Consider the following 22,328-nt stretch of genomic DNA (forward strand, 5'->3'; position numbering starts at 1 on the left):
GGGGCCCTGAGCCGTGAGTGGTGGTTGAGGATCAATCCATCGGCTTGAAATTGAACTCGCCGCCTTCCTTGATGCCGGACGGCCAGCGGGCGGTCACGGTCTTGGTGCGGGTGTAGAATTTGAACGAATCCGGACCGTGCTGGTTGAGATCGCCAAAGCCGGATTTCTTCCAGCCGCCGAAGGTGTGATAGGCCAGCGGCACGGGGATGGGCACGTTGATGCCGACCATGCCGATATTGATACGGGCCGCGAAATCGCGCGCGGCGTCGCCGTCGCGGGTAAAGATCGCGGTGCCATTGCCGTATTCGTGGTCCATCGCCAGCTTCAGGGCCTCTTCGTAAGAGCCTGCGCGCACGGTCGAGAGCACGGGGCCAAAGATTTCCTGCGTGTAGATGTCCATATCGGGTGTCACGTGGTCAAAGAGATGCGGCCCGACAAAGAAGCCATCCTCATAGCCCTGCAATTTGAAATCGCGCCCGTCGACCACGAGTTTGGCACCCTGTGCGATGCCTGTCTCGACAAGTCCGAGAATGCGGGCTTTGGCCTCGGCGGTCACGACCGGGCCGTAATCCACGTCATTGCCAGCGGTGTAGGGCCCCACCTTCAGCTTTTCGATGCGCGGCACCAGCTTTTCGATCAGGCGGTCGGCGGTTTCATCGCCCACCGGAACCGCGACCGAAATCGCCATGCAGCGTTCGCCCGCCGCGCCATAGCCTGCGCCAACCAGCGCATCGGCGGCCTGATCCATATCGGCATCGGGCATGATGATCATGTGGTTCTTGGCACCGCCAAAGCACTGCACGCGCTTGCCGTTGGAGCAGCCGCGCCCGTAGATGTATTGTGCAATCGGGGTCGAGCCGACAAAGCCGATGGACTGGATCACCTCGTGATCGAGGATCGCGTCCACGGCCACCTTGTCGCCGTTGACGACCTGCAGGATGCCTTTGGGCAGACCTGCCTCTTCCATCAGTTCGGCCAGCATCAGCGGCACGGAGGGGTCACGCTCGGACGGCTTGAGGATGAAGGCGTTGCCACAGGCCAGAGCCGGGGCGAACATCCACATCGGGATCATGGCCGGAAAGTTGAAAGGCGTGATACCTGCCGTCACGCCAAGCGGCTGACGCATGGAATAGATGTCGATGCCGGGGCCCGCGCCATCGGTGAATTCACCCTTGAGCATTTGCGGCGCGCCGATGCAGTATTCGACCACTTCGAGGCCGCGCTGAATGTCGCCCTTGGCATCGGGGAAGGTCTTGCCGTGTTCGCGGCTGAGCGCCTCGGCCAACTTGTCCATATCGCGGTTGAGCAGGCGGACGAATTCCATCATCACGCGGGCGCGGCGCTGTGGGTTGGTGGCGGCCCATGCGGGCTGGGCGGCCTGTGCCGCGGCGACGGCGGCATCCATTTCTTCGACGCTCGCGAGCGGGCATTTGGCCTGCACTTCGCCGGTTGCGGGGTTGAACACATCTGCAAAGCGCCCGGAAGTGCCCTTGACGTGTTGACCGTTGATATAATGAGTAAGCTCTTGCATCGGGATTCCTCCTCCTTGGTTGGCGGCAGGGTAGTCTTGCAAAACTCCTGCGGAAAGAGGCAATGTTCCAAAAGTGATTTGCATTTCTGCAAAGGGGGCCGGGAATGACGCCGCATTGGGACGATATTCGCATATTCCTCGCAGTTGCCCGCTCCGAGAGCCTGTCGGGGGCGGGGCGGATATTGCGAATTGATCCGGCGACGGTCGGGCGGCGCATTGCGCGGCTGGAGGAAGAGCTGGGCGCGCCCCTTTTTGCCAAATCGCCCACGGGGTATGTTTTGAGCGAGGCGGGGCAACGGTTGATGGGGCCGGCGCTGCGGGCGGAAACCGCCATGCAGGAGGCCGCTGAAGAAATGGCCGGGCAGGCGGGGGGAATCGCGGGGCAGATCCGCATCGGTGCGCCGGATGGCTGCGCCAATTTCCTGTTGCCGCAGGTCTGCGCCGCGATTGGCGCGCAAAACCCGGATCTGGAGATTCAGATCGTGGCGCTGCCGCGCGTCTTTAACCTGACCCGGCGCGAGGCGGATATGGTGATCGCGGTGAGCCCGCCCACGGCGGGACGGCTGACGGTGCAGAAGATCACCGATTACCGGCTGCATCTGGCGGCGACAGCGCGCTATCTTCGGTCGCATCCCCCGATTTCGACGCTGGCGGACCTGCGCGCGCATCGGATGGTGGGCTATATCCCCGATATGATCTTTGACAAGGAACTGGACTATCTGAGCGAGGCGGGGATCGAGCGTGTCGGCCTTGCGTCGAATTCGGTGTCGGTGCAGCTCAATTGGGTGCGGCAGGGGGGCGGGATCGGGGTGTTGCACGATTTCTCACTGCCTTGGGCGCGGGGGCTGCAAAAGGTGCTGCCCGCGCAATTTTCGCTCACCCGCAGCTTTTATCTGGTGCGCCATGCCGATGATCGGCGGCTGGAACGGCAGAACCGTTTCGCCACGGCGCTGGTCGAGGGGCTGCGCCAAGAGGTGCAGGCCCTGGAGGCGCGCACTTGACAGAAATTTTATTATAGATCACGCTGATTTAATGGACATATTCTTGCGGAGGGCCGTGTCATGCTGGTGCAGCAAATCCTGAAATCCAAGGGCGATAGCGCGGTGATCACGATCACACCGCAGACCAAGGTTTCGGAGGCGGCGCAGATACTGGCCGAGCGCCGAATTGGTGGTCTGGTCGTGTCGCGTGACGGTGAGGGCGTAGAGGGCATCCTGTCAGAGCGTGACATCGTGCGCAGTTTGGCCGTGCGCGGCGTGGCCTGCATGACCGAAACCGTCTCCGAGATGATGACCCGCAACCCGGTCTGCTGTTCGCGGCAGGATACATCCGATGCGGTGCTGGCACGGATGACCGATGGCCGGTTTCGTCACATGCCGGTCGTCGAGGCGGGCAAGCTGGTGGGGATCGTGACCATTGGCGACGTGGTCAAGGCGCGGCTGGAAGAGCTGGCGATGGAGAAGACTGCCCTTGAAGGCATGATCATGGGCTACTAAGCACTTGCATCCCCTTGCATAGTATTGTTGCGTGAGCGGCGATTGCAGCAATGGAGGGCCGCATGCGCATTGGTCTCTATCCCGGCACGTTCGACCCGATCACCCTGGGCCATATCGACATTATCCGCCGTGCGGCAGTGCTGGTGGACCGGCTGGTTCTGGGGGTTGCGATCAACCGGGACAAGGGGCCGCTCTTTACGCTGGAAGAGCGGGTTGAAATGATCGAGGCGGAATGCGCCAAGTTGAGCGCGCAGACCGGTACCGAGATTGTGGCGCATCCGTTTGAGAACCTGCTGATCAATTGCGCGCATGATGTGGGCGCGCAGGTGATCGTGCGCGGGCTGCGGGCGGTGGCGGATTTCGAATATGAATTCCAGATGGTCGGCATGAACCGGGCGCTGGACAATTCGGTCGAGACTGTCTTTCTCATGGCCGATGCCAATCATCAGGCGATTGCCTCGAAATTGGTCAAGGAAATCGCCCGGTTGGGCGGGGATGTGACCAAATTCGTCACACCCCCGGTCCGCGAGGCGTTGCTGGCCAAGTTTTCTTGACGCCGTTCAGGTGGGTTCCATCACCCGTGCGTGGCGTGGCGCAGGGCCACGCCCGGAGTCGAGGTGACGGCCCATTTCGGCGGCGACATCGAGCATGCGATTGGAAAAGCCCCATTCGTTGTCATACCAACTGAGCACGCGACACATCCGCCGCTCCATCACCCGCGTCTGATCGGTGGCAAAGATCGAGCTGTGCGGATCGTGGTTGAAGTCCGACGAGACCAGCGGGCGGGTGGTGACATCGAGCACGCCCGAGAGCGCGCCCTTGGCTGCCCGGGTCACGGCGGTGTTGATCTCATCCACGCTGGTGTCGCGCGCGGCCTCGAATGTCAGGTCCACGACGCTGACATTGGGGGTGGGCACGCGGATGGCGGTGCCGTCGAGCCGCCCGGCAAGGTCGGGCAGCACAAGACCCACGGCACGGGCGGCACCGGTGGTGGTGGGAATGATGTTGAGCGCCGCCGCGCGGGCGCGGTAGAGGTCCTTGTGCATGGTGTCGAGTGTCGGCTGATCGCCGGTGTAGCTGTGGATCGTGGTCATGAAACCACGGGTGATGCCGATGCTCTCATGCAGCACCTTTGCCAAGGGGGCGAGGCAGTTGGTGGTGCAAGAGGCGTTCGACACGATCACGTCGGCGGCGGTCAGATCCGCGTGATTGACGCCGTAAACCACGGTGCGGTCGGCCCCCGCCGAGGGGGCAGAGACCAGCACGCGCCGCGCTCCATTCTTGAGGTGGCGGGCGGCTGCGTCGCGGTCGGTAAAAATGCCGGTGCATTCGAGCACGATGTCGACATCTGCCCAAGGCAGTGCCTCGGGGTCGCGCAGGGCGGTGACACGCATCGGCCCGCGCCCGGCGTCGATGCTGTCGGCGGTCGTGGTGATCTGGCCTCGAAAGCGGCCATGCACGCTGTCGAATTCGAGCAGGTGGGCGTTTGTTTCGACCGGGGCCAGATCGTTGATGGCGACAACGGTGATGTCATCGCGGCCCGAGTCGAGCAACGCGCGCAGCACGTTGCGGCCGATGCGGCCAAATCCGTTGATGGCGAGTTTCAGGGGCATGGTATCCTCCGAGAGTAATGTTAGCGCTAACAATTTAAAGCGAACATAAACGAATTTCGAAACGAGTCAATGCCGGGGGGGGTCACAGGAGGTTTATCGCCAGAAGGCGAGATACTCGATCAGATCAATCAGCTTGCGCCCGAGGAACAGGGTTGCGGTGCTGTCGTTCAGCACGGCGTCGGCCCCGAGAGCCAGAAGGATAATCCCCCCAAGGCTGATCGCGAGTGTGTTGGTCATGCCGCGCGCTTTCGCTTCGTCCGTTCAGCATGGGTATGCCGCAGAGCCTGTGTCCATGCAAGGCGGATCAGGGGCGGTCCGGCGTTGCCTCGACCAGCGGACCCGCCAATAACTCATCGACCAGCAGCCCAAGGAGCGCACCCCGACCGGAAACTCCGGCCTTGCGATAAACCGCGTTGAGCTGAGCTTTGACCGTGCCGGGGGCCGAGCCGCGCAACTCGGCCGTTTCGGTGACGGAGAATCCCTTGATCGCGAACATGGCTACATCGCGTTCCGCCGGGGTCAGGGTCCAACGGTCGAAATGCGCAAGAATGATGTCATGAAAGGCGCCGGTTGCAATCGAGACCTGCTCTTCGAGATGCGCCTTGCGTCGCAGAAGGGCCATGAGATAGCGCGCTTCGAACACGATGGCGGACAACAGCGCCAGAGCCGCCCCCGTCTCGATGGCAAGATGCAGATGGGCCAGAGCGCGCACGCCGTCTGGCGCAAGATCCGAGGCCACATCCCAAAGAAAGAACGCGGCGCAGAAACTCTGCACCGCGATCAAGAGGACGAGCGTGACCGGATGGCTGCTGACGGTTTGCTTCATCGGGCGAGTCGAACGTCGTCGGGCACGGATTTCTTGCCCGTGATCATGGCACGCGGCAGGTTGACGCCCGTTCTCCAGCTTTCAAAGACGACCGCCGCGATATGTAGAACGACCGAGATTTCTGCCCAGACAACGAGCATTTCATGTGCCTCTTCAACCCATTCGACACCCCAGTAGGCATCGGTGGTCATCATATAGCCTGTGACGCCGATGGCCAGCATCACGGCCAGCAGATTGAAAATCATCAAGGCCCCCAGCGGGCTATGGCCCAGATGGGCCCGGCGGCGATGCGTGGCGATATCGCCAATCTGTTCCATGACGGCGGTTTGGCTGGGAAAAAAACTGGCAAACCGGGCGCTGAGCGGGCCGACAAAGCCCCAGAGCAACCGTAGCCCGACAAGCGCCACCACCGCATAGCCCACCCATTCATGGACCTTGCTTTCGTCATCGAGGATCAGGGCGTTGGCCGCGAATCCCGCGACAAGCGACCAGTGAAAGAGCCGGATGAACGGGTCCCAGATCTTGTGATCGGTCATGGGAATTTCCTGTGTTCTAAAGGGGAGAGACCGGGCGCTGACGGCCCGGTCCCGGAGGGACGGTCGCGGATCAATTGTCCTGCTTGGTCTTGACCACTTCGAGCGCCTCGTTGAGGTAGATCTCGTATTTCACGCCATCCTTGATGGCGTAGGCTTCGTACATGCCGTCTTCGGTCTTGATGTTGCGAACCTCGTAGCCTTGTTCAGTCAGCGTGGCCTTGATCTCTTCGGCTTTGGCGCCATCCACGGCCTTGCCATCGGAGGCATGAGCCATGCCACCCAAAGTGAGGGCAAGGGCAAGAGCGATGATACGTGTCATGGGAAGGGTCCTTTTGCTGTAGCAGACCGGGGCGGGACTGCCTCGGTGGGACCTCATATGCAGGGTGCGATTACGCCGGGCCATTGGACTAGAGGTGCAAAATCGCCCTCTATAACCGGAGTTTAGGGTGCAAATCTGGGGCAGGGGCACAGAAAAACCCCCGGCGCATGGCACCGGGGGCGACTGTTGGCGCGTAGGCTGTGATTACTGCAACCGGCCCATGGCCACCGCGACATCCGCCATGCGGCAGGAGAAGCCCCATTCGTTGTCATACCATGCCAGAACACGCACCAGACGGTTGCCGATCACCTTGGTCTGATCGGGCGCGAAAATCGAGCTTTCCTCGGTGTGGTTGAAGTCGATGCTGACCTTGGGCTCGGGATCATAGCCGAGGATTCCCTTCATCGCGCCTGCGGCGGCCTCGGCAACCACGGCGTTGACATCGGCCTTGGTCACGTCGCGCTTGGCGACAAAGGTCAGGTCCACCGCCGAGACATTGGGGGTGGGCACGCGAATGGCCGAGCCGTCGAGCTTGCCCGCCAGTTCCGGCAGCACCTCGCCCAATGCCTTGGCGGCCCCGGTCGAGGTGGGGATCATCGACATGGCGGCAGCACGGGCGCGATAGAGGTCCTTGTGGCGGCGGTCCAGCGTCGGCTGGTCGCCGGTATAGGCGTGGATCGTGGTCATGATGCCGCTCTCGATGCCGATGCTGTCATTCAGCACCTTGGCCAAGGGGGCGAGGCAATTGGTTGTACAAGAGCCGTTCGAGATCATCCGCTCGGAGGCCAGAAGAGCATCGTGGTTGACGCCGAAAACCACGGTGCGGTCGACATTCTTGGCCGGGGCCGAGATCAGCACCTTGCGTGCGCCGCGCTCCAGATGCGTCTTGGCCTTGGCGCCGTCGTTGAAATTGCCGGTGCATTCCAGCACGACATCGACCCCGTCCCAGTCGAGTTCGTTCATGTCATAGGTCGAGAACATCTGGATCGGACCGCGCCCAAGGTCCATGGTGTTGCCCTCGACGGTGATCGGATGGGCAAAGCGGCCATGCACGCTGTCATAGCGCATCAGATGTGCCGCCGTCTCGATGGGGCCGGTCGCGTTCACCTTGACGACCTTGATATCATTGCGCAGGCTCTCGGAGATATGGGCAAGCGTGGCGCGACCGATACGGCCGAAACCGTTGATTCCTACGGTGATGGTCATGGGCGACTCCTGATAGCTGAATTGGCGTCCGTATAGACGCGCCAAAGCGGACCGGAAAGCGGTAAAAGTCGGTTTCCAGTTGAAATACAGGATGTTAGCGTTAACCTTTAGGTCCTGTGTATGGGCGTGCCGGTGATTGCGCTAACGCAGGATGGCGGGCGTGTGCGGGATGGTGGCGCAAACCTGCCCCAAAAACATAGGGGCACCCGAAGGTGCCCCTGTCGTTGATTGGCGCGTCCGTCTTACAGGAACGTGAAATCATCCACGGTCAGCTGCGCCGCCGTGATGCCCTCGACAAGGATCGTGTTGCCGTTCACGGTCATCTGCGCGCCCGCGTCGGTATCGACGATATTCATCGCCGTCACGAACCCGGCAAGGCCGTTGCCGCCGTTGTCGATATTTTGAAGCCCGGTGTCGGGATCGATGCGGCGGATGAAGAAGCTGTCGATGCCATCCTCGAAATCGGTGATTACATCGACCTCACCGTCAAAGAAGGACGAGAAGACGAATTGATCCGCGCCGGTGCCGCCGGTGATCTGGTCATTGCCGGCGCCTGCGTTGATCGTGTCATTACCCGCGCCGCCGTCGATGATGTCGTCACGGCCACCGCCGGCGAGGAAGTCGTTGCCGTCGCCGCCAAGGATATTGTCATCGCCTTCGCCGCCACCCACGCTGTCGTCGCCCGCGCCTGCGTCAATGGTATCCTGACCGGTGCCGCCGCCAATGTCGTCATTGCCATCGCCCGCGTCGATCAGGTCATTGCCGAAGCTGCCGGACATGCTGTCATTGCCGTCACCCCCCGAGAGCGTGTCATTGTCCGCCCCGCCCGCGACCACGTCATTGCCATTGCCGCCGGTGATGCTGTCCGCGCCAAAGCCACCGCCCATGATGTCGTCACCGTCGCCACCGTCGATGGTGTCATTCCCCAGGCCGCCGCCGATGTTGTCGTTGCCAAGACCGCCAATGGCCAGATCGTTGCCGTCCGAGGACGACATCCGATCATCGCCATCGCCCCCGTCGAGCGTGTCATCGCCCTCGCTGCCGCTGAGTTGATCATTGCCACCGCGCCCTTCCAGCCGGTCATCGCCGCCCAGACCGCTGAGCGTGTCGTCAAGAGCTGCGCCGAGCAGGGTATCGTTGCCTTCGGTTCCCGTCAGGTTGAGCGACACCGGATCGGCGGTTGTGACGGTCTCGGTCACGGTTGCGGGCACTTCGGCTGCCGAATCGAAGAACGAGCTGTCGTTCGTCAGGGCAAAGTCGAGCACGGCGTTCTCGAAATTGGGGGTGCCTTCGATCAAGCCCGCATTGAGCGCCGCCGCAATCGCCGCATCCCGAATAGCGGGATCGAGCGTATCGAGGCTGACGATCTCGCCCGGAAATTCCGGCAGATAGAAGCCATCGAGGCTTTCGCCTGTGTCATAAGTAAAGAGGCTTTGCGCGTCCGAGGCGACGCGCCAATCCTCGCGGTATTGTCCGTAGAGATCGGCAAAGGCAAAGGGACGCGCCAGTACGCTGCCATCCGCGCGCGCGACATCGTTGCTGGCGTCGCCGTCGCCATCGCCCAGCAGACCTTCCAGACGCCCCAGCAACTCCTCGTTGAGGCGCACGTCGATGTCGACCCGCCCGTCACGCACGATCACGCGCACCTGGCTGTCGCCATCATTGACCACGTTATCCGCACCCGCATAGACGATGATATAAGTATCGCCTTCGCGGAAGATGCGGTCATTGCCGACCGCGACAGAGCCGAAATCCTCAAGCTCAGTGGCCACGCCGTCGATATGCAGCGGTGTTGCATCATTGGCGTCGATCATCACCGCCGTGCCACCGAGGTTGGTGGCGATGGCCTGATTGATGCTGACGTTGTCGCCCACCGGCACCATCCGCGCCTGAAGCTCGAAATCGCTGTCAGTGCCGCGCAGCAAGACAAATTCGCCCGCCGCCTGGAAGTCATAGCCAACCCCGTCGAGTGTCGCCAAATGCGGGTCACCCGCAACCCAGCCGCCCGCGCCGACCGGCGGCAGAAGCGGGACGATGGACTCGACCACGCCGCCGTTGCGCACGGCAAAGTTCCAGATGCCGATCAGACCGGTATTGCCGGGGATCACATCCAGGCTGAGGATTTCATCCTGATTGCCGGATTGCGGCAGTTCAAAGAACGTGCCTTCGACGCCTGTGCCCGAGGTATAGCCTGCGCGTGCCACCGTGCCGCCAAGGCCGTTGGTGCCGCCGCTGGCACCACCTGTGGTCCAGTTCACGTCTTCATAGCGGAACTGAATGTCGAAATCGCCGTTGCCGCGATCTGTCAGGATGAGTTGGAAGGCGTTGAGCAGGTCGGTGCTCCTGCTGAAATACCCCACGTCGTCCCAAGTCACGATCAACTGGTCGCCCAGAGTGTTGAAATCCCAATGCACAAGGTTGGTGCCCTGCGAATTGCCGCCCGGGGTGGGGGTGACTGTGGTCCCGCGCGTATCGACATCGGCGAAGAAGGGCGTGATCTCGGGGTTATTTGATACCCCCGTGATGACGTCGGGTGTGAAGGTACTGCGCGCCGCGCCAAAGGTCACGGAGCCGTTGTTGTTGATCCAGAGACCTTGGTAAACGGTTCCAAAGAAATTGAGCCCGTTCTCGAAGATCGGGGTAATGTCGATCTGACCGGTCGAGCCGTCGTCGTTGCGGTCCAGAAAATCCTCGCCAAATCCGGAGTCGCCGCCCAGACCCCGGATCAGGCCGGGGCTGGTGTTGTCGGGGTTGAGCAGGACATCGGTGCTGATGTCGTCGAATTGCAGGCGCTGGATGTTGAGCAAGATGTCGGTGTCGCCGGTCGCCGTCTGGGTGATCGTGCGTTGATTGCTCGCGTTCAATCCCACGGTATAATCGGCGGCATTGCCCACGAAGACTGCCGTGTCGAACCCTGCGCCGCCATCCAACAGATCGTTGCCGCCGCCGCCGGTGAGCGTGTCATCGCCGCTATTCGCGGTGATGGTATCGTCATCGGCTGTGCCGAGGAGGTTATCCGCCTCGATTGTTCCCGGTATGTTAAGGCCTTCCATGATGAAAACTCCCCAGTTTTACAATTGCCACCCCTATCAAACAGCATGCTCACGATTCTGTGAAGTGATTTATATTCGGAGTTTCGCATGCATTAATTCAGAGCTGCCATCAGAGGAACGTGAAATCGTCCACTGTGAGTTGCGCGGCGGTGATACCTTGGACGGTTACAGTCTGTCCGTTGAAGGAAATCGCTGCACCACTGGCGGTGTCGGAGATGCGCAGCATCTCGAAGGGTTCTGCCGCCGGGGGGGCAATGTTCACGTCTGGTGTCTCGATGGCCATGAACCGAATGACGATATGGTCGACGCCATCTTCGAAATCGAGAACGCTATCGGTTTCTCCTTCTTGAGCGACGGTGAATTCGAAGTGATCCGCGCCCGTGCCGCCGCTGAGTACGTCGTCGCCACGTGCGCCGTTGACCGTGTCATTGCCATCGCCGCCCTCAATCGTGTCCGCACCGCTGCCACCCGAGAGGTCGTCATTGCCGCTCCCGCCTTGGATGCTGTCGTCGCCTTTGCCGCCGCCGACTTGGTCGTCACCTGCGCCGCCGATGATCGTATCTCGGCCTGAGCCGCCTCCAATCCGGTCGGCCCCGTCGCCCCCATCAACCCGGTCATCGCCCGCGCTGCCGGACAGGCGATCATTGCCCGCGTCGCCCGTGATGCGGTCATTGCCGGACGCACCGGCAACTATGTCATCGCCCGCACCCCCCGAGAGGTGATCCGCGCCGCTGGCCCCTGTCAGCGTGTCATGGCCGTCGCCACCGTCCAAGGTATCACGGTCCCAGCCACCGGACAGAAAATCATCCCCGAGACCGCCGGTGATCAGGTCGTTTCCTGAGCCACCGCCAACGATGTCGTCGCCATCGCCTGCGTCAATCGTGTCATTGCCCAGCCCGCCACCAATATTGTCATTTCCAGCATCACCGGTGATCGAGTCATCCCCCAATCCGGCGCTGAGGGAGTCGTGACCTTCACCGCCGTTGAGGGTGTCGTGGCCGAGACTGCCGTTCAGGCGGTCATCCCCGCTTTCGCCGGATATCTCGTCATCGCCCTCCTGACCAAAGAGTGTGTCGTTGCCATCGCCACCCAAAAGCGTATCGTTCCCTTCGTCCGCCGCGAGACGATCATCACCGGCAAGACCGTTAAGGAAATCATCATCACGATTGCCCAAAAGCGTGTCATTCCCAAGAGTGCCGACTTCGGTCACAGGGAGAATTGCGTCTACCCATGTGACGGAATAGGGGATGGGAAAAAAGTTGGCATATCTGTCGTATCCCACTGCATATCGCGCGCTGACATAGAATGTGCCGGACTCGTCTGGAATGTAGGTCACATACTTGTTTGTCGCTCGCGCATCCGAGCTTGCGAGGCTTTCTCCATCGGCATCCCGCACCGACAGATCGGAGAACGCGATGCCGTCCAGTTCAAAGCTCGCGGCCTCACCCGCGGTCAATTCCACTGCGAACCAGTCATAGTCGTTGCCAAAATCCATCTGCGCTTGGATCGAGGTGTTGGGCGCCAGGGTTGCGTGCGTGGTCACATCGCCGGGAACCTCGTCGTGAAACACGGTTGCTCGGATGACGTAGTTGTCCAATCCGCCCCCCATGGGTCCGAACGTCGCGTGGATTGTGATAAAATGTCGGCCGGTTTCCCTCGGCGAATAAATAAAGACATTGTCTTGGTCAGACCGAAGCTCTGGGTCCCCGGTATTGTTCATCAACCGAACTTCGTCAGGGGACAGGATCTGAACGAAGGGAAGCCCCATGTCGATCTCGAACTTATAGGCCGTATCTGCCTCTAGGTTGACCGCAATCCAGTCTATCCCGTCCTCAACGCTGCCACTGACAAATCCACCAATTTCCAAAAAGCCTGGCGTTTGCGAGTTCGCGGTGAAATTGTCCAAAATATCAGGTCCTTGTATTGGAAGTTCTGGTCGCTACCTAATTTGTCCCATGATTTTAAGCAGAGGTCTATGCCGCGCTTTCTCTTGCCCCCTGTGCGCCCCTGTCCTAGAACGCCCCTGATATGTCAGCCGGAGGCAGTGCCATGCTCGATCTCACCTATGAAGCGCCGAAGCCACGCGTGATTGCGGGGGCCAAGCATGATTGGGAGTTGGTGATCGGGATGGAGGTGCATGCGCAGGTCGCCTCGCGCTCCAAGCTGTTTTCCGGGGCCTCGACGCAATTCGGGGCAGAACCCAATTCCAACGTCGCCTTTGTCGATGCGGCGATGCCGGGCATGTTGCCGGTGATCAACGAGTTCTGCGTCGAGCAGGCGGTGCGCACGGGGCTGGGTCTCAAGGCCAAGATCAACCTTTGGTCGGCCTTTGATCGCAAGAACTATTTCTATCCTGACCTGCCGCAGGGCTATCAGATCAGCCAGCTTTATCATCCGCTGGTGGGTGAGGGTGAAATTTTGGTTGATATGGCCCCCGGCGTGGCGCGGCTGGTCAGGATCGAGCGCATCCACATGGAGCAGGACGCGGGCAAATCCATTCACGACATGGACCCGGCGATGTCCTTTGTGGATCTCAACCGCACTGGCGTCTGCCTGATGGAGATCGTGAGCCGCCCGGACATTCGCGGCCCCGAGGAGGCCGCCGCCTATGTCACCAAGCTGCGCCAAATCCTGCGTTACTTGGGCACCTGCGACGGCAATATGCAGAACGGCAACCTGCGGGCGGATGTGAACGTGTCGATCTGCCGTCCCGGCCAGTATGAGAAATACATGGAGACGCAGGATTTCAGCCATCTCGGCACGCGGTGCGAGATCAAGAACATGAATTCCATGCGCTTTATCCAAGCGGCCATCGAGTATGAGGCGCGCCGCCAGATCGCGATTGTCGAGGCGGGGGGCACGGTGGTGCAGGAAACCCGGCTCTATGATCCGGACAAGAACGAGACCCGGTCCATGCGCTCCAAGGAAGAGGCGCATGATTACCGCTATTTCCCCGATCCTGATCTCTTGCCGCTGGAGATAGAGCAGGCCTGGGTCGATGAGATCGCGGCTAATCTGCCGGAACTGCCCGACGCCAAGAAGGCGCGGTTCGTGCTGGAATTCGGGCTATCGGAATATGATGCCAACGTGCTGACCGCCGATCTGGCCAATGCCGCCTATTTCGAGGCGGTGGCAGAGGGCGCGGGCGATGGCAAGCTGGCAGCGAATTGGGTGATCAACGAGCTCTTTGGACGGCTCAAGAAAGAGGATCACTCGATCGAGGATAGCCCGGTCAGCCCGGCGCAACTGGCAGGCATCGTGCGGCTGATCAAGTCGGACGCCATTTCCGGCAAGATCGCCAAGGACCTCTTTGAAATCGTCTATACGGAAGGGGGCGACCCCGAGGCCATCGTCGAGGCGCGCGGCATGAAACAGGTGACGGACACCGGCGCGATTGAGCAGGCCGTGGCCGAGATCATCGCCGCCAACCCCGCGCAGGTGGAAAAGGCGAGAGAAAATCCCAAGCTGGCGGGATGGTTCGTGGGGCAGGTGATGAAAGCCACGGGCGGCAAGGCTAATCCCAAGGCGGTCAATGACATCGTGATGGCGAGGTTGGGGTTGTAAGTGCGCCGGGGGCCCCCGGCGCGGTGTAGAGGCCGAGCGGGGGGTTAGTTCTTTAATTTTTCGGGACCTCGATATTGATCGTCAGCGACCGCCGGAACATGTCGGGGCGGGGGGCCTTGATCGGCTCAACGGCATGCCAGGAATTGAAGGTCTTGACGAAGATCATGCACTGGTTCGAGTTGAACTCGTAGCAATCGAGCGTGTCCACCTCTTCGAACGGCAAGAAAGTGTTGCGGAAGTTGAAGCTGCGCGTCTTGTCCTTGGGCCAGACGACCGAAGTGCCGCCGCCATATTCCGGCTTCCATTCGCCCGGCGCGACCATCGAGACGACCACGGTGATCAGTTTGGCGGGCGCGTCTGTGTGCGGCAGGATCGAGCCGCCATCGCCCGGCATCATCGAGAATTCAAAGCGCGAGCGCAGCGGGATCTTGCGCCGCTCGACCAGGGCCGCGCCGCAGAGCGCCTCGGTCAGGCGAAGGCCAAGGCGCGCGCCGGGCGTGTTGGTGAGCACCATCTTGCGGCCAAGGTCGAGGTCGATGTTGTGGCTGGCCAGAAAGTCGACGATGCCGCGCACGAAGCGTTCGCTCTTCACCTCGTCGTGAAAGCGTTTCCAGACCGGGGTCGACTTGATGAAGTCGTGGTATTGCTTGGCGTTGTTCACCTCGGAGAGCGAATATTTGTTGCCCAGCTTGGGCATGAACTGAAACCGCTCGGTGTCGGGCCAGTTGTCCAGCATCTCTTGATAGAGATCGGCGTCAAACACCGGCTTGGCAAAGGCGATGGGAAAGGGATCGTGGCGGACGTCAGCGCCGTCGAGATTGAACATCATCGGGTGTCTATCCTTGTTCGGGCGGCAAGGGGGTCAGGCTGCGCTCGGTTTATAGATCGCGTTATGCGCAATCAACACCGGATCGGCGCCGCGTGCAAGTTTGCGCAGGCCGATATCGGTGCGATGCCGCTCATGCGCCCGGTAGCCATGCGTGTCCATGAAGGCATCGAGTTCCGCCTCGTAGTGATGGCTGACCTCGACCTGGATCGAGCGGGGGCGCTTGGCCGAGGTCAACAGAATGCGCATGCCGTCAAGCACCAGAAGTTCGTTGCCGTCGACATCGATCTTGACCACATCGGGCGGAGGCACGACCCCCTCTGAGACAAGGTGATCGAGGGTAAAGGCGGCCTTGCATTCGCGCAGGACCGGCACGAAGGGGCGTTCGTGCCCATCAAGGGTGCGGCCAAGCTGGCTCATGGCTGAGCCTGCCGTGGCCTCGATGATGTTGAAGTCGAAAAATCCGTTGCGGTCGCCAAGCGCGGCCGAAATCACTTTGGTGCGGCGCGCAAGGCCATTCAACGCGATGTTCTGCATCAGGCTGAGCGCATTGGCGGCATGCGGTTCAAACGACAGGATCTGGCCGGTCTCGCCTACAAGAGGGCCGGAAAAGACCGAGTAGAGGCCGATATTGGCCCCGATGTCGCAAAAGGTATCGCCGGGGCGCAGGGTATCGCGCAGCCAGCGGATCGTGCCCTCTTCCTTTTGCAGAAGGGTGACGGCGCGTTTGTATTCGGTATAGCTGCGGCATCGAAAGCGGTAGCGGCCGACGTCGCTGCGCACCTCTATGGTCATGCCGAGGGCCTGCGCGAGGGCAAAGCGCAAACGAAAGAAACGGCTGGTCAGTATATTCGGGCGGCGCGTGCCGGAAACGATCATTCAAATACCTTTCAAAACCACGCCGCTCCGTGCTGAAATACTGCACACGTCGTTTCGTTCTCATAGTGCTGCGATGTGCAGCGGTAAAGGCAGTTTTTCAGCGTGAAAGCGCGCTCTGGCAGGCTTTTCCGTGCATGTTTGGGAATTGCATCGGTGTCGCAATACTTTATTCCTTGGACAGACCAGAGGACAGGAGGAGCCGCGCGATGGGGTGGATGAAGGATGAGACCGGGTTGGAGAAATGCGCCGCAAATTTCGTGGCGCTGACGCCGCTGTCGCATCTGCGGCGCGCGGCGCATCTTTTTCCAAGCCGTGAGGCGCTGGTTTATCGGGGCACGCGGCGCACTTACGCGGAGTATCACGCGCGGGTATCGCGGCTGGCTTCGGCCTTGGTCAAGCTGGGGATCGAGCCCGGCGATGTGGTGGCCACCCTGCTGCCCAATATCCCCGCCCATTGCGAGGCGCATTTTGGCGTGCCCGCCTGTGGTGCGGTGCTCAACGCGATCAACACGCGGCTCGAGGCCGATACCATCGCCTATATCCTGGACCATGGCGGGGCGCGTGTCGTGCTCTGTGATCCGCAATTCCTGCCCACGCTGGCGCAGGCGATTGAATTGATGGAGGGGCCGCCGCCGGGCGTGGTCGAGGTGGCCGATGATGCGGCGGGGGTCCATGCCCACGGGCATTATATGGAATACGAGGAACTGCTGGCCTCTGGCGATCCCGATTTCCCGTGGATCATGCCCGAGGATGAATGGGAGAGTTTGGCGCTCAACTACACCTCGGGCACCACGGGGCGGCCCAAGGGGGTGGTCTATCACCATCGCGGCGCGTATCTGATGACCATGGGCACGGTCGTGAGCTGGCAATTGCCGCGCTATCCGACCTATCTGACCATCGTGCCGCTCTTTCATTGCAACAACTGGAACCATGTCTGGCTGATGCCGATGCTTGGCGGGCGGGTTGTCTGCTGCCGCGACGTGACGGCGCGCGCGATTTACGATGCGATTGCAGACGAGGGGGTGACACATTTCGGCGGTGCGCCCATCGTGCTCAACATGATCGTCAATGCCAAGGAGAGCGAGCGGCGCAAGTTCGACCATGTGGTGGATGTCTTCACCGCCGGGGCCCCGCCGCCCGCCGCAACGCTGGCGGCGATCGAGCCGTTGGGCTTTACCGTGATGCAGGTCTATGGCCTGACCGAGACCTATGGCCATGTCACCGAATGTCTGTGGCAAGACGACTGGAATACCCTGCCTGAGGATGAGCGCTATACGATCAAGGCGCGCACCGGCGTTCTGATGCCGATGATGGAGGACATCACCGCGATGGACCCCGATACCATGGCGCAAATCCCCATGGACGGCGAAACTCTGGGCGAGATCATGATCCGGGGCAATTCAGTGATGAAAGGCTATCTCAAGAACCCCGAGGCTACCGAGGAGGCGTTTCGCGGCGGGTATTTCCATTCGGGCGATATCGCGTTCCAGCATCCCGACGGCTATCTCAAGATTGCGGACCGCGCCAAGGACATCATCATCTCGGGGGGCGAGAACATTTCCTCGGTCGAGGTTGAGGGGGTGCTGATGCGGCATCCCGCCGTTCTGCTCTGTGCCGTTGTGGCCAAGCCGGATGAGAAATGGGGCGAGGTGCCTTGCGCTTTCGTCGAGTTGAAGGACGGAGCCACGGCGAGCGAGGCCGAGTTGATCGCCTTTGCCCGCGAGCGGCTGGCAGGGTTCAAGACGCCCAAGGCGGTGGTGTTTCAGGAATTGCCCAAGACGTCCACGGGCAAGATCCAGAAATTCGAACTGCGCCAGAGTGCCCGCGCTTTGTGATGGATCGGGTCGTGTCATGCCTTTGACACGACCCGCCGCTTAGCTCACGCGGCGGCCTGCCTGCATGGGCAGCGCGGGCGTGACAGGAGAGTTGCCGGATGAAGATCGAGAACCGCATCTTTGACGAATTGCAGGTGGGCGACAGCCAGAGCCTCCGACGGCTCTGCACGCAGGATGATCTGTTGGTGTTTGCCAATGTGTCGGGCAATCACAACCCGATGCATCTGTTCGATCTGGATGGCGATGGCGATGGCCAACCCGAAGCCTTTGTTCCGGGGATGTTTCTGGGCTCGTTGATTTCGGCCGTGCTGGGCACGCTCTTGCCGGGGGCAGGCACGCTCTACCGCGCGCAGAGCCTTGTGTTTCACAACCATGCCCATGCGGGCGACGAGGTGGAGAGCCGCGTCACGGTGACGGATCGCAACCCGCGCGACATGACCGTAACCTTGGCCACCGAGGTGCGGCGGTTGCGCGACGATGCGCTGGTCGTGTCGGGTGTGGCGGTGGTCGAGGCCCCGCGCCGCAAGCTGAACTATTCGAGCCACGATCTGCCGGGTCTGATCGTGCAGCGGCACCGGCATTTCGAAAAGCTGCTCAAGCGGGCCGAGCCATTGGCGGCGCTGGTGACGGCTGTGGTCTGCCCGGAAGAACCCAATTCCCTCGGCGGCGCGCTGCGGGCGCGGGCACACACGCTGATCGCGCCCATTCTGATCGGGGATCCGGATCGGATCGCTGCGGCGGCGCAGACGCTGGGCGCGGATCTGACGGGGATCGAGATCATCGCCGAGTCAGACCCCGAGGCTGCCGCGCGGCGCGCGGTGGCGCTGGTGCAGGCGGGGCGGGCGGGGGCGGTGATGAAGGGGCATCTGCACACAGACCAGCTCTTGCGCGCGGTGCTGGACAAGGCGGCGGGTCTGCGCGTGGGGCGGCGGCTGAGCCATGTTTTCGTGATGGATGTGCCGGGGCTGGCGCATCTCTTGCTGGTGACGGATGCGGCGATCAACATAACACCTGACCTGCGCGCCAAGGTGGATATTGTGCAGAACGCGATTGACCTCGCGCTCAGCCTTGGGATCGAGACACCCAAGGTGGGGGTGCTGTCGGCGGTCGAGACGGTCAACCCTGATTTGCCCTCGTCGATCGACGCCGCTCTCTTGTCCAAGATGGCGGAGCGGGGGCAGATCACTGGCGGCCTGGTGGATGGGCCACTCGCGATGGATAACGCGGTTGATCTGGCGGCAGCGCGGACCAAGGGGCTATCCTCGCCCGTGGCAGGTCGGGCGGATATTCTGGTGGTGCCCAACCTCGATGCGGGCAACATGCTGGCCAAGCAACTGACCTATCTGAGCCATGCCGAAGCGGCGGGCGTGGTTCTGGGCGCGCGGGTGCCGATCATTCTCAATTCGCGGGCGGATGACGATATGGCGCGGCTGGCGTCCTGTGCCGTGGCCGCACTCCACCACGCGCGGCTGAGCGGGCAGGGATAAGCGCTTAGAGCGTCTGTGCGGGCAACCAGACGGTGAATTCCGCGCCACCCTCGGCCCGGTTGCGCGCGGTGATGCGCCCGCCCGCCTGCTGGATCAAGGTTTGACTGACCGAGAGGCCAAGCCCCGTGCCCTCGCCCTGTTTGGTGGTGAAGAAGGGATCGAACACCAGCGACAGCTCGTCCTTGGGGATGCCCGGCCCGGTATCGGCCACAATGAGCACGGCACCGGGATGTCCGTCGCGCAGCGCGGGGCGGGTGGTCAGGGTAAGATGCCCCTCGGTCTGCATGGCTTGGGCCGCGTTGGTCACGAGGTTGATGATCACCTGCTGCAATTCGCCCGGATTGATCCGCACCGGGGGCGTATCGGCTTGGGTGTCGAGCGTCACCTGATGGCCCGCCTTTGTCACCACATGATCCACCAGCACCAGGCAATCGCGCAGGACGGCGGCCAGATCGACATCCTCTTCAAACGTGCCGAAGTCGCCGGGGCGGGCGAATTGCAGCAATTTGCCCACAATGGCGGTGATGCGCCCGATCTGACGATCAATCAAGTCGAGTTCGGTTTTTACCGGCTCGCTCTGCGCGCCGAGCGTCTGGCGGATCACGTCGAGATTGCCTTGGATCACCGCCGCAGGATTGTTGATCTCATGCGCGACACCGGCTGTGATCTCGCCGATGGAGGCGAGTTTTTCCGACATCACCAGTTGCTGATACGTGGTTTCCAGCTTGGCATTGGCCTCGCGCAGCTCGGCGGTGCGGGTCTCGACGCGGGCATTCAGGTCCTCGTTCCAGGCGCGCAAGGCGCGGTCGCGCTCCTGCACCTGATCAAGCAACGTGTCGAGATGGGCCGCCACGGTGCCGATCTCGTCGCGGGCGGCCACCGGGCCGATGCGCGCGGTCATGTCGCCGGCCTCGACCTCTTCCATGGTGCGGGTCATGCGTTCGAGGGGCGCAAAGATATTGCGCGCAAGCCGCAGAAAGAGCGGCGCGCTGACCGCCAGAACCACCAGAAAGGCCGCAAGGACCAAGAGATAGGCCCGCCGCTTGGCGGCATCGAACGGGGCCTGGAGAAAGCCGACATAGAGCATGCCCACCCGCTTGCCAAAGCTGTCGGTCAGCGGGCGGTAGGCCGAGATATACCAGTCATTGACCACGAATGCGCTGTCGAGCCAGGTCTGCCCCTGTTCGAGCACGATCGAGCGCACCGCCGCCGAGACCCGCGTGCCAAGCGCCCGTTCACCCGCGAAGAGGCGGACATTGGTCGAGATGCGCACATCCTCGAGAAAGAGCGTGGCGGTGCCCTGCCGGTCCCCGGCGCGGCCGGTGTCGCGGTAAACCAGCGCGTTGATTGTGTCGATGAAGTCGAGGTTGCGGTTGAGCAGGAGGCCGCCCACCAGCACACCCTCTGCCCCCGGTGTGGTGACGAGCGTGGCGCTATGCACCACCATGCCGCGATCCTCGGTCTGGCGGGTGGTCGGCTGGGCGGCGCGGGTGGCGACCAGGGCCACGCGCGCCCGCATCGCAAGGGCCACGCCGGTATCGGGCAGCGCCAAGAGGTCGCGCGGTGTGAAGATGTCGATCTCGGTCGCGGGTTGGCCGCGCGTGGCGGTGGCGATCACCGGCCAGTCATTGCCGCGCTTGCGGGCCTCGTTGATCGGCATGAAATACAGGAAATCAAGTCCGAGCGCGCGGCGATTTTGGTCCAGAAAGCTGGGCAGATCGGCGGGGGCTGTGCGTGCCACCTCATCAAACCGCAGCGAGCGCGCAAGGCTTGTGACCTCGGATCCGGTGCTGGTCAGCAGGCGCTGCAGATATTGATCAGCGATGCGCAGATCGCTTGCCACATTGGTGATGAGCAGGTTGTCATAATTGGCCGACCAGCGATTGATCGCCACCAGCAACAAGAGCGGCATCAGCACCGCCAGTGGCAAGAGTGCGAGGATCAGCAATCGTAGCCGGACGGATGTCATGGAAAAGCCGGACCCCTGTTGAGGAGCCCGACCTTAGGTCAATCCCGCAGGCCGCGCAATCGCGCAGAGCCGCTGATGGGGGCTGGATCAGTTCCAGCCGACGTCGTTGAATATCGCCTGCGCCTTGGCGGCATTTTCGCCAAAGGAGGCGGTGGGTGTGGTGCTATCCGGCTTGAATTCACCCAGCTTGGCCACGTTCTCGCCAATGTCGACCCCGGCCAGAACCGGGTATTCGTTGTTGCCATTTGCGAATTGCGCCTGCGCGGTTTCGCTGGCAAGGAATTCGAGCAGGGCGAGCGCCTCTTCGGGATTGGGCGCGTTCACGGCGATCCCGGCAGCGACGAGGTTCATATGCGCGCCCCGGTCGTTCTGGTTCGGCCAGACCCAGCCGATGCTGTCGATATCGCTGCTCAGACCGTCCACGCCTCCGGCCAGACCACGGGCGAAGTAATAGGTGTTGGACACGGCGATATCACACTCGCCCGACACGATGCCGCGCAACTGGTCGGTATCTCCGCCCTCGGGGGCACGGGCCATGTTGGCGACGACGCCCGCTGCCCAATCCTTGGCCACGTCTTCGCCGTGCACTTCGATGATCGAGGCCAGCAGCGATTGGTTATAGACGTTTGACGAGGAGCGGATGCAGATTTGCCCCTTGTATTTGGGGTCAGCCAGATCTTCGTAGGTCTGGGGCGGGTTCTCGACCCGGTCCTTGGCGTAGAAAATGATGCGCGAGCGCTGCGAGAGACCGGTCCAGAGATTGTCCGGGTGGCGCAGGTTGGCCGCGACATTGCTCTCGATCAATTCCGACGAAAAGGGTTGCAACAGGCCCTCATCCACCGCGCGCGAGACATTGCCGACGTCCACGGTCATGAACACATCCGCCGGGCTGTTGGCGCCTTCGGCTTTCATGCGTTCGATCAATTCGGCCTCTTTACCTTCGATCCGGTTCACCTTGATGCCGGTTTCCTTGGTGAAGGCCTCGTAGAGCGCATCATCCGAATCGTAATGACGGCTGGAGTAGAGATTGACCTCTTGCGCCAGCGCGGGAGCTGTCAGGGCAAGCAGAGCGGTCAGGCTCAGGGCGGCTTTGATCGGGTGCATCGAGGATCCTTTCGAGATGTCCGAGTGATTTGGTGGGGTATCTCTCGTATTTCCGACAAAAAGAGTCAATAGATTATTCTGACC

The 22,328-nt window shown here is 61.8% G+C and carries 19 protein-coding genes; 6 read left to right on the forward strand and 13 right to left on the reverse strand.

The features are described from left to right. Nucleotides 1-31 precede the first annotated feature (31 nt). Complete coding sequence (locus tag ROSMUC_RS00785) at nucleotides 32-1,531, reverse strand: CoA-acylating methylmalonate-semialdehyde dehydrogenase (RefSeq protein ID WP_037268477.1); 1,500 nt, start codon at nucleotides 1,529-1,531, stop codon at nucleotides 32-34. Between the two features lie 104 nt (nucleotides 1,532-1,635). Between ROSMUC_RS00785 and ROSMUC_RS00790 the strand changes: the two genes are divergently transcribed. The 3 genes from ROSMUC_RS00790 (at nucleotide 1,636) to coaD (ending at nucleotide 3,581) form a co-directional block, all read left to right on the forward strand. Further along, nucleotides 1,636-2,532 (forward strand): LysR family transcriptional regulator, encoded by an 897-nt coding sequence (locus tag ROSMUC_RS00790; protein ID WP_037268478.1) that lies wholly within the window; start codon nucleotides 1,636-1,638, stop codon nucleotides 2,530-2,532. A gap of 60 nt (nucleotides 2,533-2,592) precedes the next feature. Further along, nucleotides 2,593-3,027 (forward strand): CBS domain-containing protein, encoded by a 435-nt coding sequence (locus tag ROSMUC_RS00795; protein ID WP_037268481.1) that lies wholly within the window; start codon nucleotides 2,593-2,595, stop codon nucleotides 3,025-3,027. A 62-nt stretch (nucleotides 3,028-3,089) separates the two neighbouring features. Beyond that, entirely contained in the window at nucleotides 3,090-3,581 is a 492-nt protein-coding gene (gene coaD, locus ROSMUC_RS00800) for a pantetheine-phosphate adenylyltransferase (RefSeq protein WP_037269746.1), read from the forward strand. Between the two features lie 6 nt (nucleotides 3,582-3,587). Here coaD and gap (ROSMUC_RS00805) read toward each other — a convergent pair whose 3' ends face one another. From gap (ROSMUC_RS00805) to ROSMUC_RS00835, 8 genes are all read right to left on the reverse strand, one after another. After that, entirely contained in the window at nucleotides 3,588-4,640 is a 1,053-nt protein-coding gene (gene gap / locus ROSMUC_RS00805) for a type I glyceraldehyde-3-phosphate dehydrogenase (RefSeq protein ID WP_037268486.1), read from the reverse strand. Between the two features lie 93 nt (nucleotides 4,641-4,733). After that, nucleotides 4,734-4,877, reverse strand: coding sequence for a hypothetical protein (locus tag ROSMUC_RS20925; RefSeq protein WP_037268488.1), 144 nt, complete (start codon nucleotides 4,875-4,877; stop codon nucleotides 4,734-4,736). A gap of 67 nt (nucleotides 4,878-4,944) precedes the next feature. After that, nucleotides 4,945-5,466, reverse strand: coding sequence for a helix-turn-helix transcriptional regulator (locus ROSMUC_RS00810; protein WP_037268490.1), 522 nt, complete (start codon nucleotides 5,464-5,466; stop codon nucleotides 4,945-4,947). Next, entirely contained in the window at nucleotides 5,463-6,002 is a 540-nt protein-coding gene (locus ROSMUC_RS00815) for a cytochrome b/b6 domain-containing protein (protein ID WP_037268491.1), read from the reverse strand. Before ROSMUC_RS00815 ends, ROSMUC_RS00810 begins: the two co-directional genes overlap by 4 nt. 70 nt (nucleotides 6,003-6,072) lie before the next feature. Next, nucleotides 6,073-6,321 carry a PepSY domain-containing protein gene (locus ROSMUC_RS00820; RefSeq protein ID WP_037268493.1) on the reverse strand — a complete coding sequence of 83 codons (249 nt, stop codon included), beginning with the start codon at nucleotides 6,319-6,321 and terminating at the stop codon, nucleotides 6,073-6,075. 204 nt (nucleotides 6,322-6,525) lie between these two features. Continuing rightward, complete coding sequence (gene gap / locus ROSMUC_RS00825; protein WP_037268494.1) at nucleotides 6,526-7,527, reverse strand: type I glyceraldehyde-3-phosphate dehydrogenase; 1,002 nt, start codon at nucleotides 7,525-7,527, stop codon at nucleotides 6,526-6,528. A 242-nt stretch (nucleotides 7,528-7,769) separates the two neighbouring features. Then, on the reverse strand, nucleotides 7,770-10,580 hold the full coding sequence (locus tag ROSMUC_RS21245) for a nidogen-like domain-containing protein (RefSeq protein ID WP_102105824.1): 2,811 nt from the start codon (nucleotides 10,578-10,580) through the stop codon (nucleotides 7,770-7,772). A 109-nt stretch (nucleotides 10,581-10,689) separates the two neighbouring features. Further along, nucleotides 10,690-12,486 (reverse strand): calcium-binding protein, encoded by a 1,797-nt coding sequence (locus ROSMUC_RS00835; RefSeq protein ID WP_052115205.1) that lies wholly within the window; start codon nucleotides 12,484-12,486, stop codon nucleotides 10,690-10,692. Between the two features lie 143 nt (nucleotides 12,487-12,629). Between ROSMUC_RS00835 and gatB the strand changes: the two genes are divergently transcribed. Next, nucleotides 12,630-14,144, forward strand: a complete 1,515-nt coding sequence (gene gatB / locus ROSMUC_RS00840) for an Asp-tRNA(Asn)/Glu-tRNA(Gln) amidotransferase subunit GatB (RefSeq protein ID WP_037268497.1) — start codon at nucleotides 12,630-12,632, stop codon at nucleotides 14,142-14,144. A gap of 52 nt (nucleotides 14,145-14,196) precedes the next feature. Here the strand turns inward: gatB and ROSMUC_RS00845 are convergent, their stop codons facing one another. Further along, on the reverse strand, nucleotides 14,197-14,970 hold the full coding sequence (locus ROSMUC_RS00845; protein ID WP_206018409.1) for a 2OG-Fe(II) oxygenase: 774 nt from the start codon (nucleotides 14,968-14,970) through the stop codon (nucleotides 14,197-14,199). Between the two features lie 36 nt (nucleotides 14,971-15,006). Continuing rightward, nucleotides 15,007-15,849, reverse strand: coding sequence for an FkbM family methyltransferase (locus ROSMUC_RS00850; protein ID WP_037268502.1), 843 nt, complete (start codon nucleotides 15,847-15,849; stop codon nucleotides 15,007-15,009). 206 nt (nucleotides 15,850-16,055) lie between these two features. Between ROSMUC_RS00850 and ROSMUC_RS00855 the strand changes: the two genes are divergently transcribed. Together ROSMUC_RS00855 and ROSMUC_RS00860 are read left to right on the forward strand one after the other, a co-directional pair. Then, nucleotides 16,056-17,684 (forward strand): long-chain-fatty-acid--CoA ligase, encoded by a 1,629-nt coding sequence (locus ROSMUC_RS00855; protein WP_037268504.1) that lies wholly within the window; start codon nucleotides 16,056-16,058, stop codon nucleotides 17,682-17,684. 98 nt (nucleotides 17,685-17,782) lie between these two features. Further along, nucleotides 17,783-19,171, forward strand: a complete 1,389-nt coding sequence (locus ROSMUC_RS00860; protein WP_037268506.1) for a bifunctional enoyl-CoA hydratase/phosphate acetyltransferase — start codon at nucleotides 17,783-17,785, stop codon at nucleotides 19,169-19,171. A 4-nt stretch (nucleotides 19,172-19,175) separates the two neighbouring features. On the opposite strand, the gene ROSMUC_RS00865 is transcribed toward ROSMUC_RS00860, so the two are convergent. Continuing rightward, entirely contained in the window at nucleotides 19,176-21,140 is a 1,965-nt protein-coding gene (locus tag ROSMUC_RS00865) for a sensor histidine kinase (RefSeq protein ID WP_037268508.1), read from the reverse strand. Between the two features lie 87 nt (nucleotides 21,141-21,227). After that, the gene (locus ROSMUC_RS00870) at nucleotides 21,228-22,244 is read right to left on the reverse strand and encodes a Fe(3+) ABC transporter substrate-binding protein (RefSeq protein ID WP_037268511.1); all 1,017 of its coding nucleotides are present in this window, start codon (nucleotides 22,242-22,244) and stop codon (nucleotides 21,228-21,230) included. Between the last annotated feature and the right edge of the window lie 84 nt (nucleotides 22,245-22,328).

The organism is Roseovarius mucosus DSM 17069 (assembly GCF_000768555.3).
Lineage (GTDB): Bacteria > Pseudomonadota > Alphaproteobacteria > Rhodobacterales > Rhodobacteraceae > Roseovarius > Roseovarius mucosus.

Excerpts from the sequence above, each read along its gene's own strand:
- ROSMUC_RS00790 (WP_037268478.1), top strand. The coding sequence starts at position 1,636 with ATGACGCCGCATTGGGACGATATTCGCATATTCCTCGCAGTTGCCCGC.
- ROSMUC_RS00815 (WP_037268491.1), bottom strand. The coding sequence starts at position 6,002 with ATGACCGATCACAAGATCTGGGACCCGTTCATCCGGCTCTTTCACTGG.
- ROSMUC_RS20925 (WP_037268488.1), bottom strand. The coding sequence starts at position 4,877 with ATGACCAACACACTCGCGATCAGCCTTGGGGGGATTATCCTTCTGGCT.
- gap (WP_037268494.1), bottom strand. The coding sequence starts at position 7,527 with ATGACCATCACCGTAGGAATCAACGGTTTCGGCCGTATCGGTCGCGCC.
- gap (WP_037268486.1), bottom strand. The coding sequence starts at position 4,640 with ATGCCCCTGAAACTCGCCATCAACGGATTTGGCCGCATCGGCCGCAAC.
- ROSMUC_RS21245 (WP_102105824.1), bottom strand. The coding sequence starts at position 10,580 with ATGGAAGGCCTTAACATACCGGGAACAATCGAGGCGGATAACCTCCTC.
- gatB (WP_037268497.1), top strand. The coding sequence starts at position 12,630 with ATGCTCGATCTCACCTATGAAGCGCCGAAGCCACGCGTGATTGCGGGG.
- ROSMUC_RS00865 (WP_037268508.1), bottom strand. The coding sequence starts at position 21,140 with ATGACATCCGTCCGGCTACGATTGCTGATCCTCGCACTCTTGCCACTG.
- ROSMUC_RS00785 (WP_037268477.1), bottom strand. The coding sequence starts at position 1,531 with ATGCAAGAGCTTACTCATTATATCAACGGTCAACACGTCAAGGGCACT.
- ROSMUC_RS00810 (WP_037268490.1), bottom strand. The coding sequence starts at position 5,466 with ATGAAGCAAACCGTCAGCAGCCATCCGGTCACGCTCGTCCTCTTGATC.
- ROSMUC_RS00845 (WP_206018409.1), bottom strand. The coding sequence starts at position 14,970 with ATGTTCAATCTCGACGGCGCTGACGTCCGCCACGATCCCTTTCCCATC.
- ROSMUC_RS00870 (WP_037268511.1), bottom strand. The coding sequence starts at position 22,244 with ATGCACCCGATCAAAGCCGCCCTGAGCCTGACCGCTCTGCTTGCCCTG.
- ROSMUC_RS00855 (WP_037268504.1), top strand. The coding sequence starts at position 16,056 with ATGGGGTGGATGAAGGATGAGACCGGGTTGGAGAAATGCGCCGCAAAT.
- ROSMUC_RS00850 (WP_037268502.1), bottom strand. The coding sequence starts at position 15,849 with ATGATCGTTTCCGGCACGCGCCGCCCGAATATACTGACCAGCCGTTTC.
- ROSMUC_RS00795 (WP_037268481.1), top strand. The coding sequence starts at position 2,593 with ATGCTGGTGCAGCAAATCCTGAAATCCAAGGGCGATAGCGCGGTGATC.
- ROSMUC_RS00820 (WP_037268493.1), bottom strand. The coding sequence starts at position 6,321 with ATGACACGTATCATCGCTCTTGCCCTTGCCCTCACTTTGGGTGGCATG.
- ROSMUC_RS00860 (WP_037268506.1), top strand. The coding sequence starts at position 17,783 with ATGAAGATCGAGAACCGCATCTTTGACGAATTGCAGGTGGGCGACAGC.
- coaD (WP_037269746.1), top strand. The coding sequence starts at position 3,090 with ATGCGCATTGGTCTCTATCCCGGCACGTTCGACCCGATCACCCTGGGC.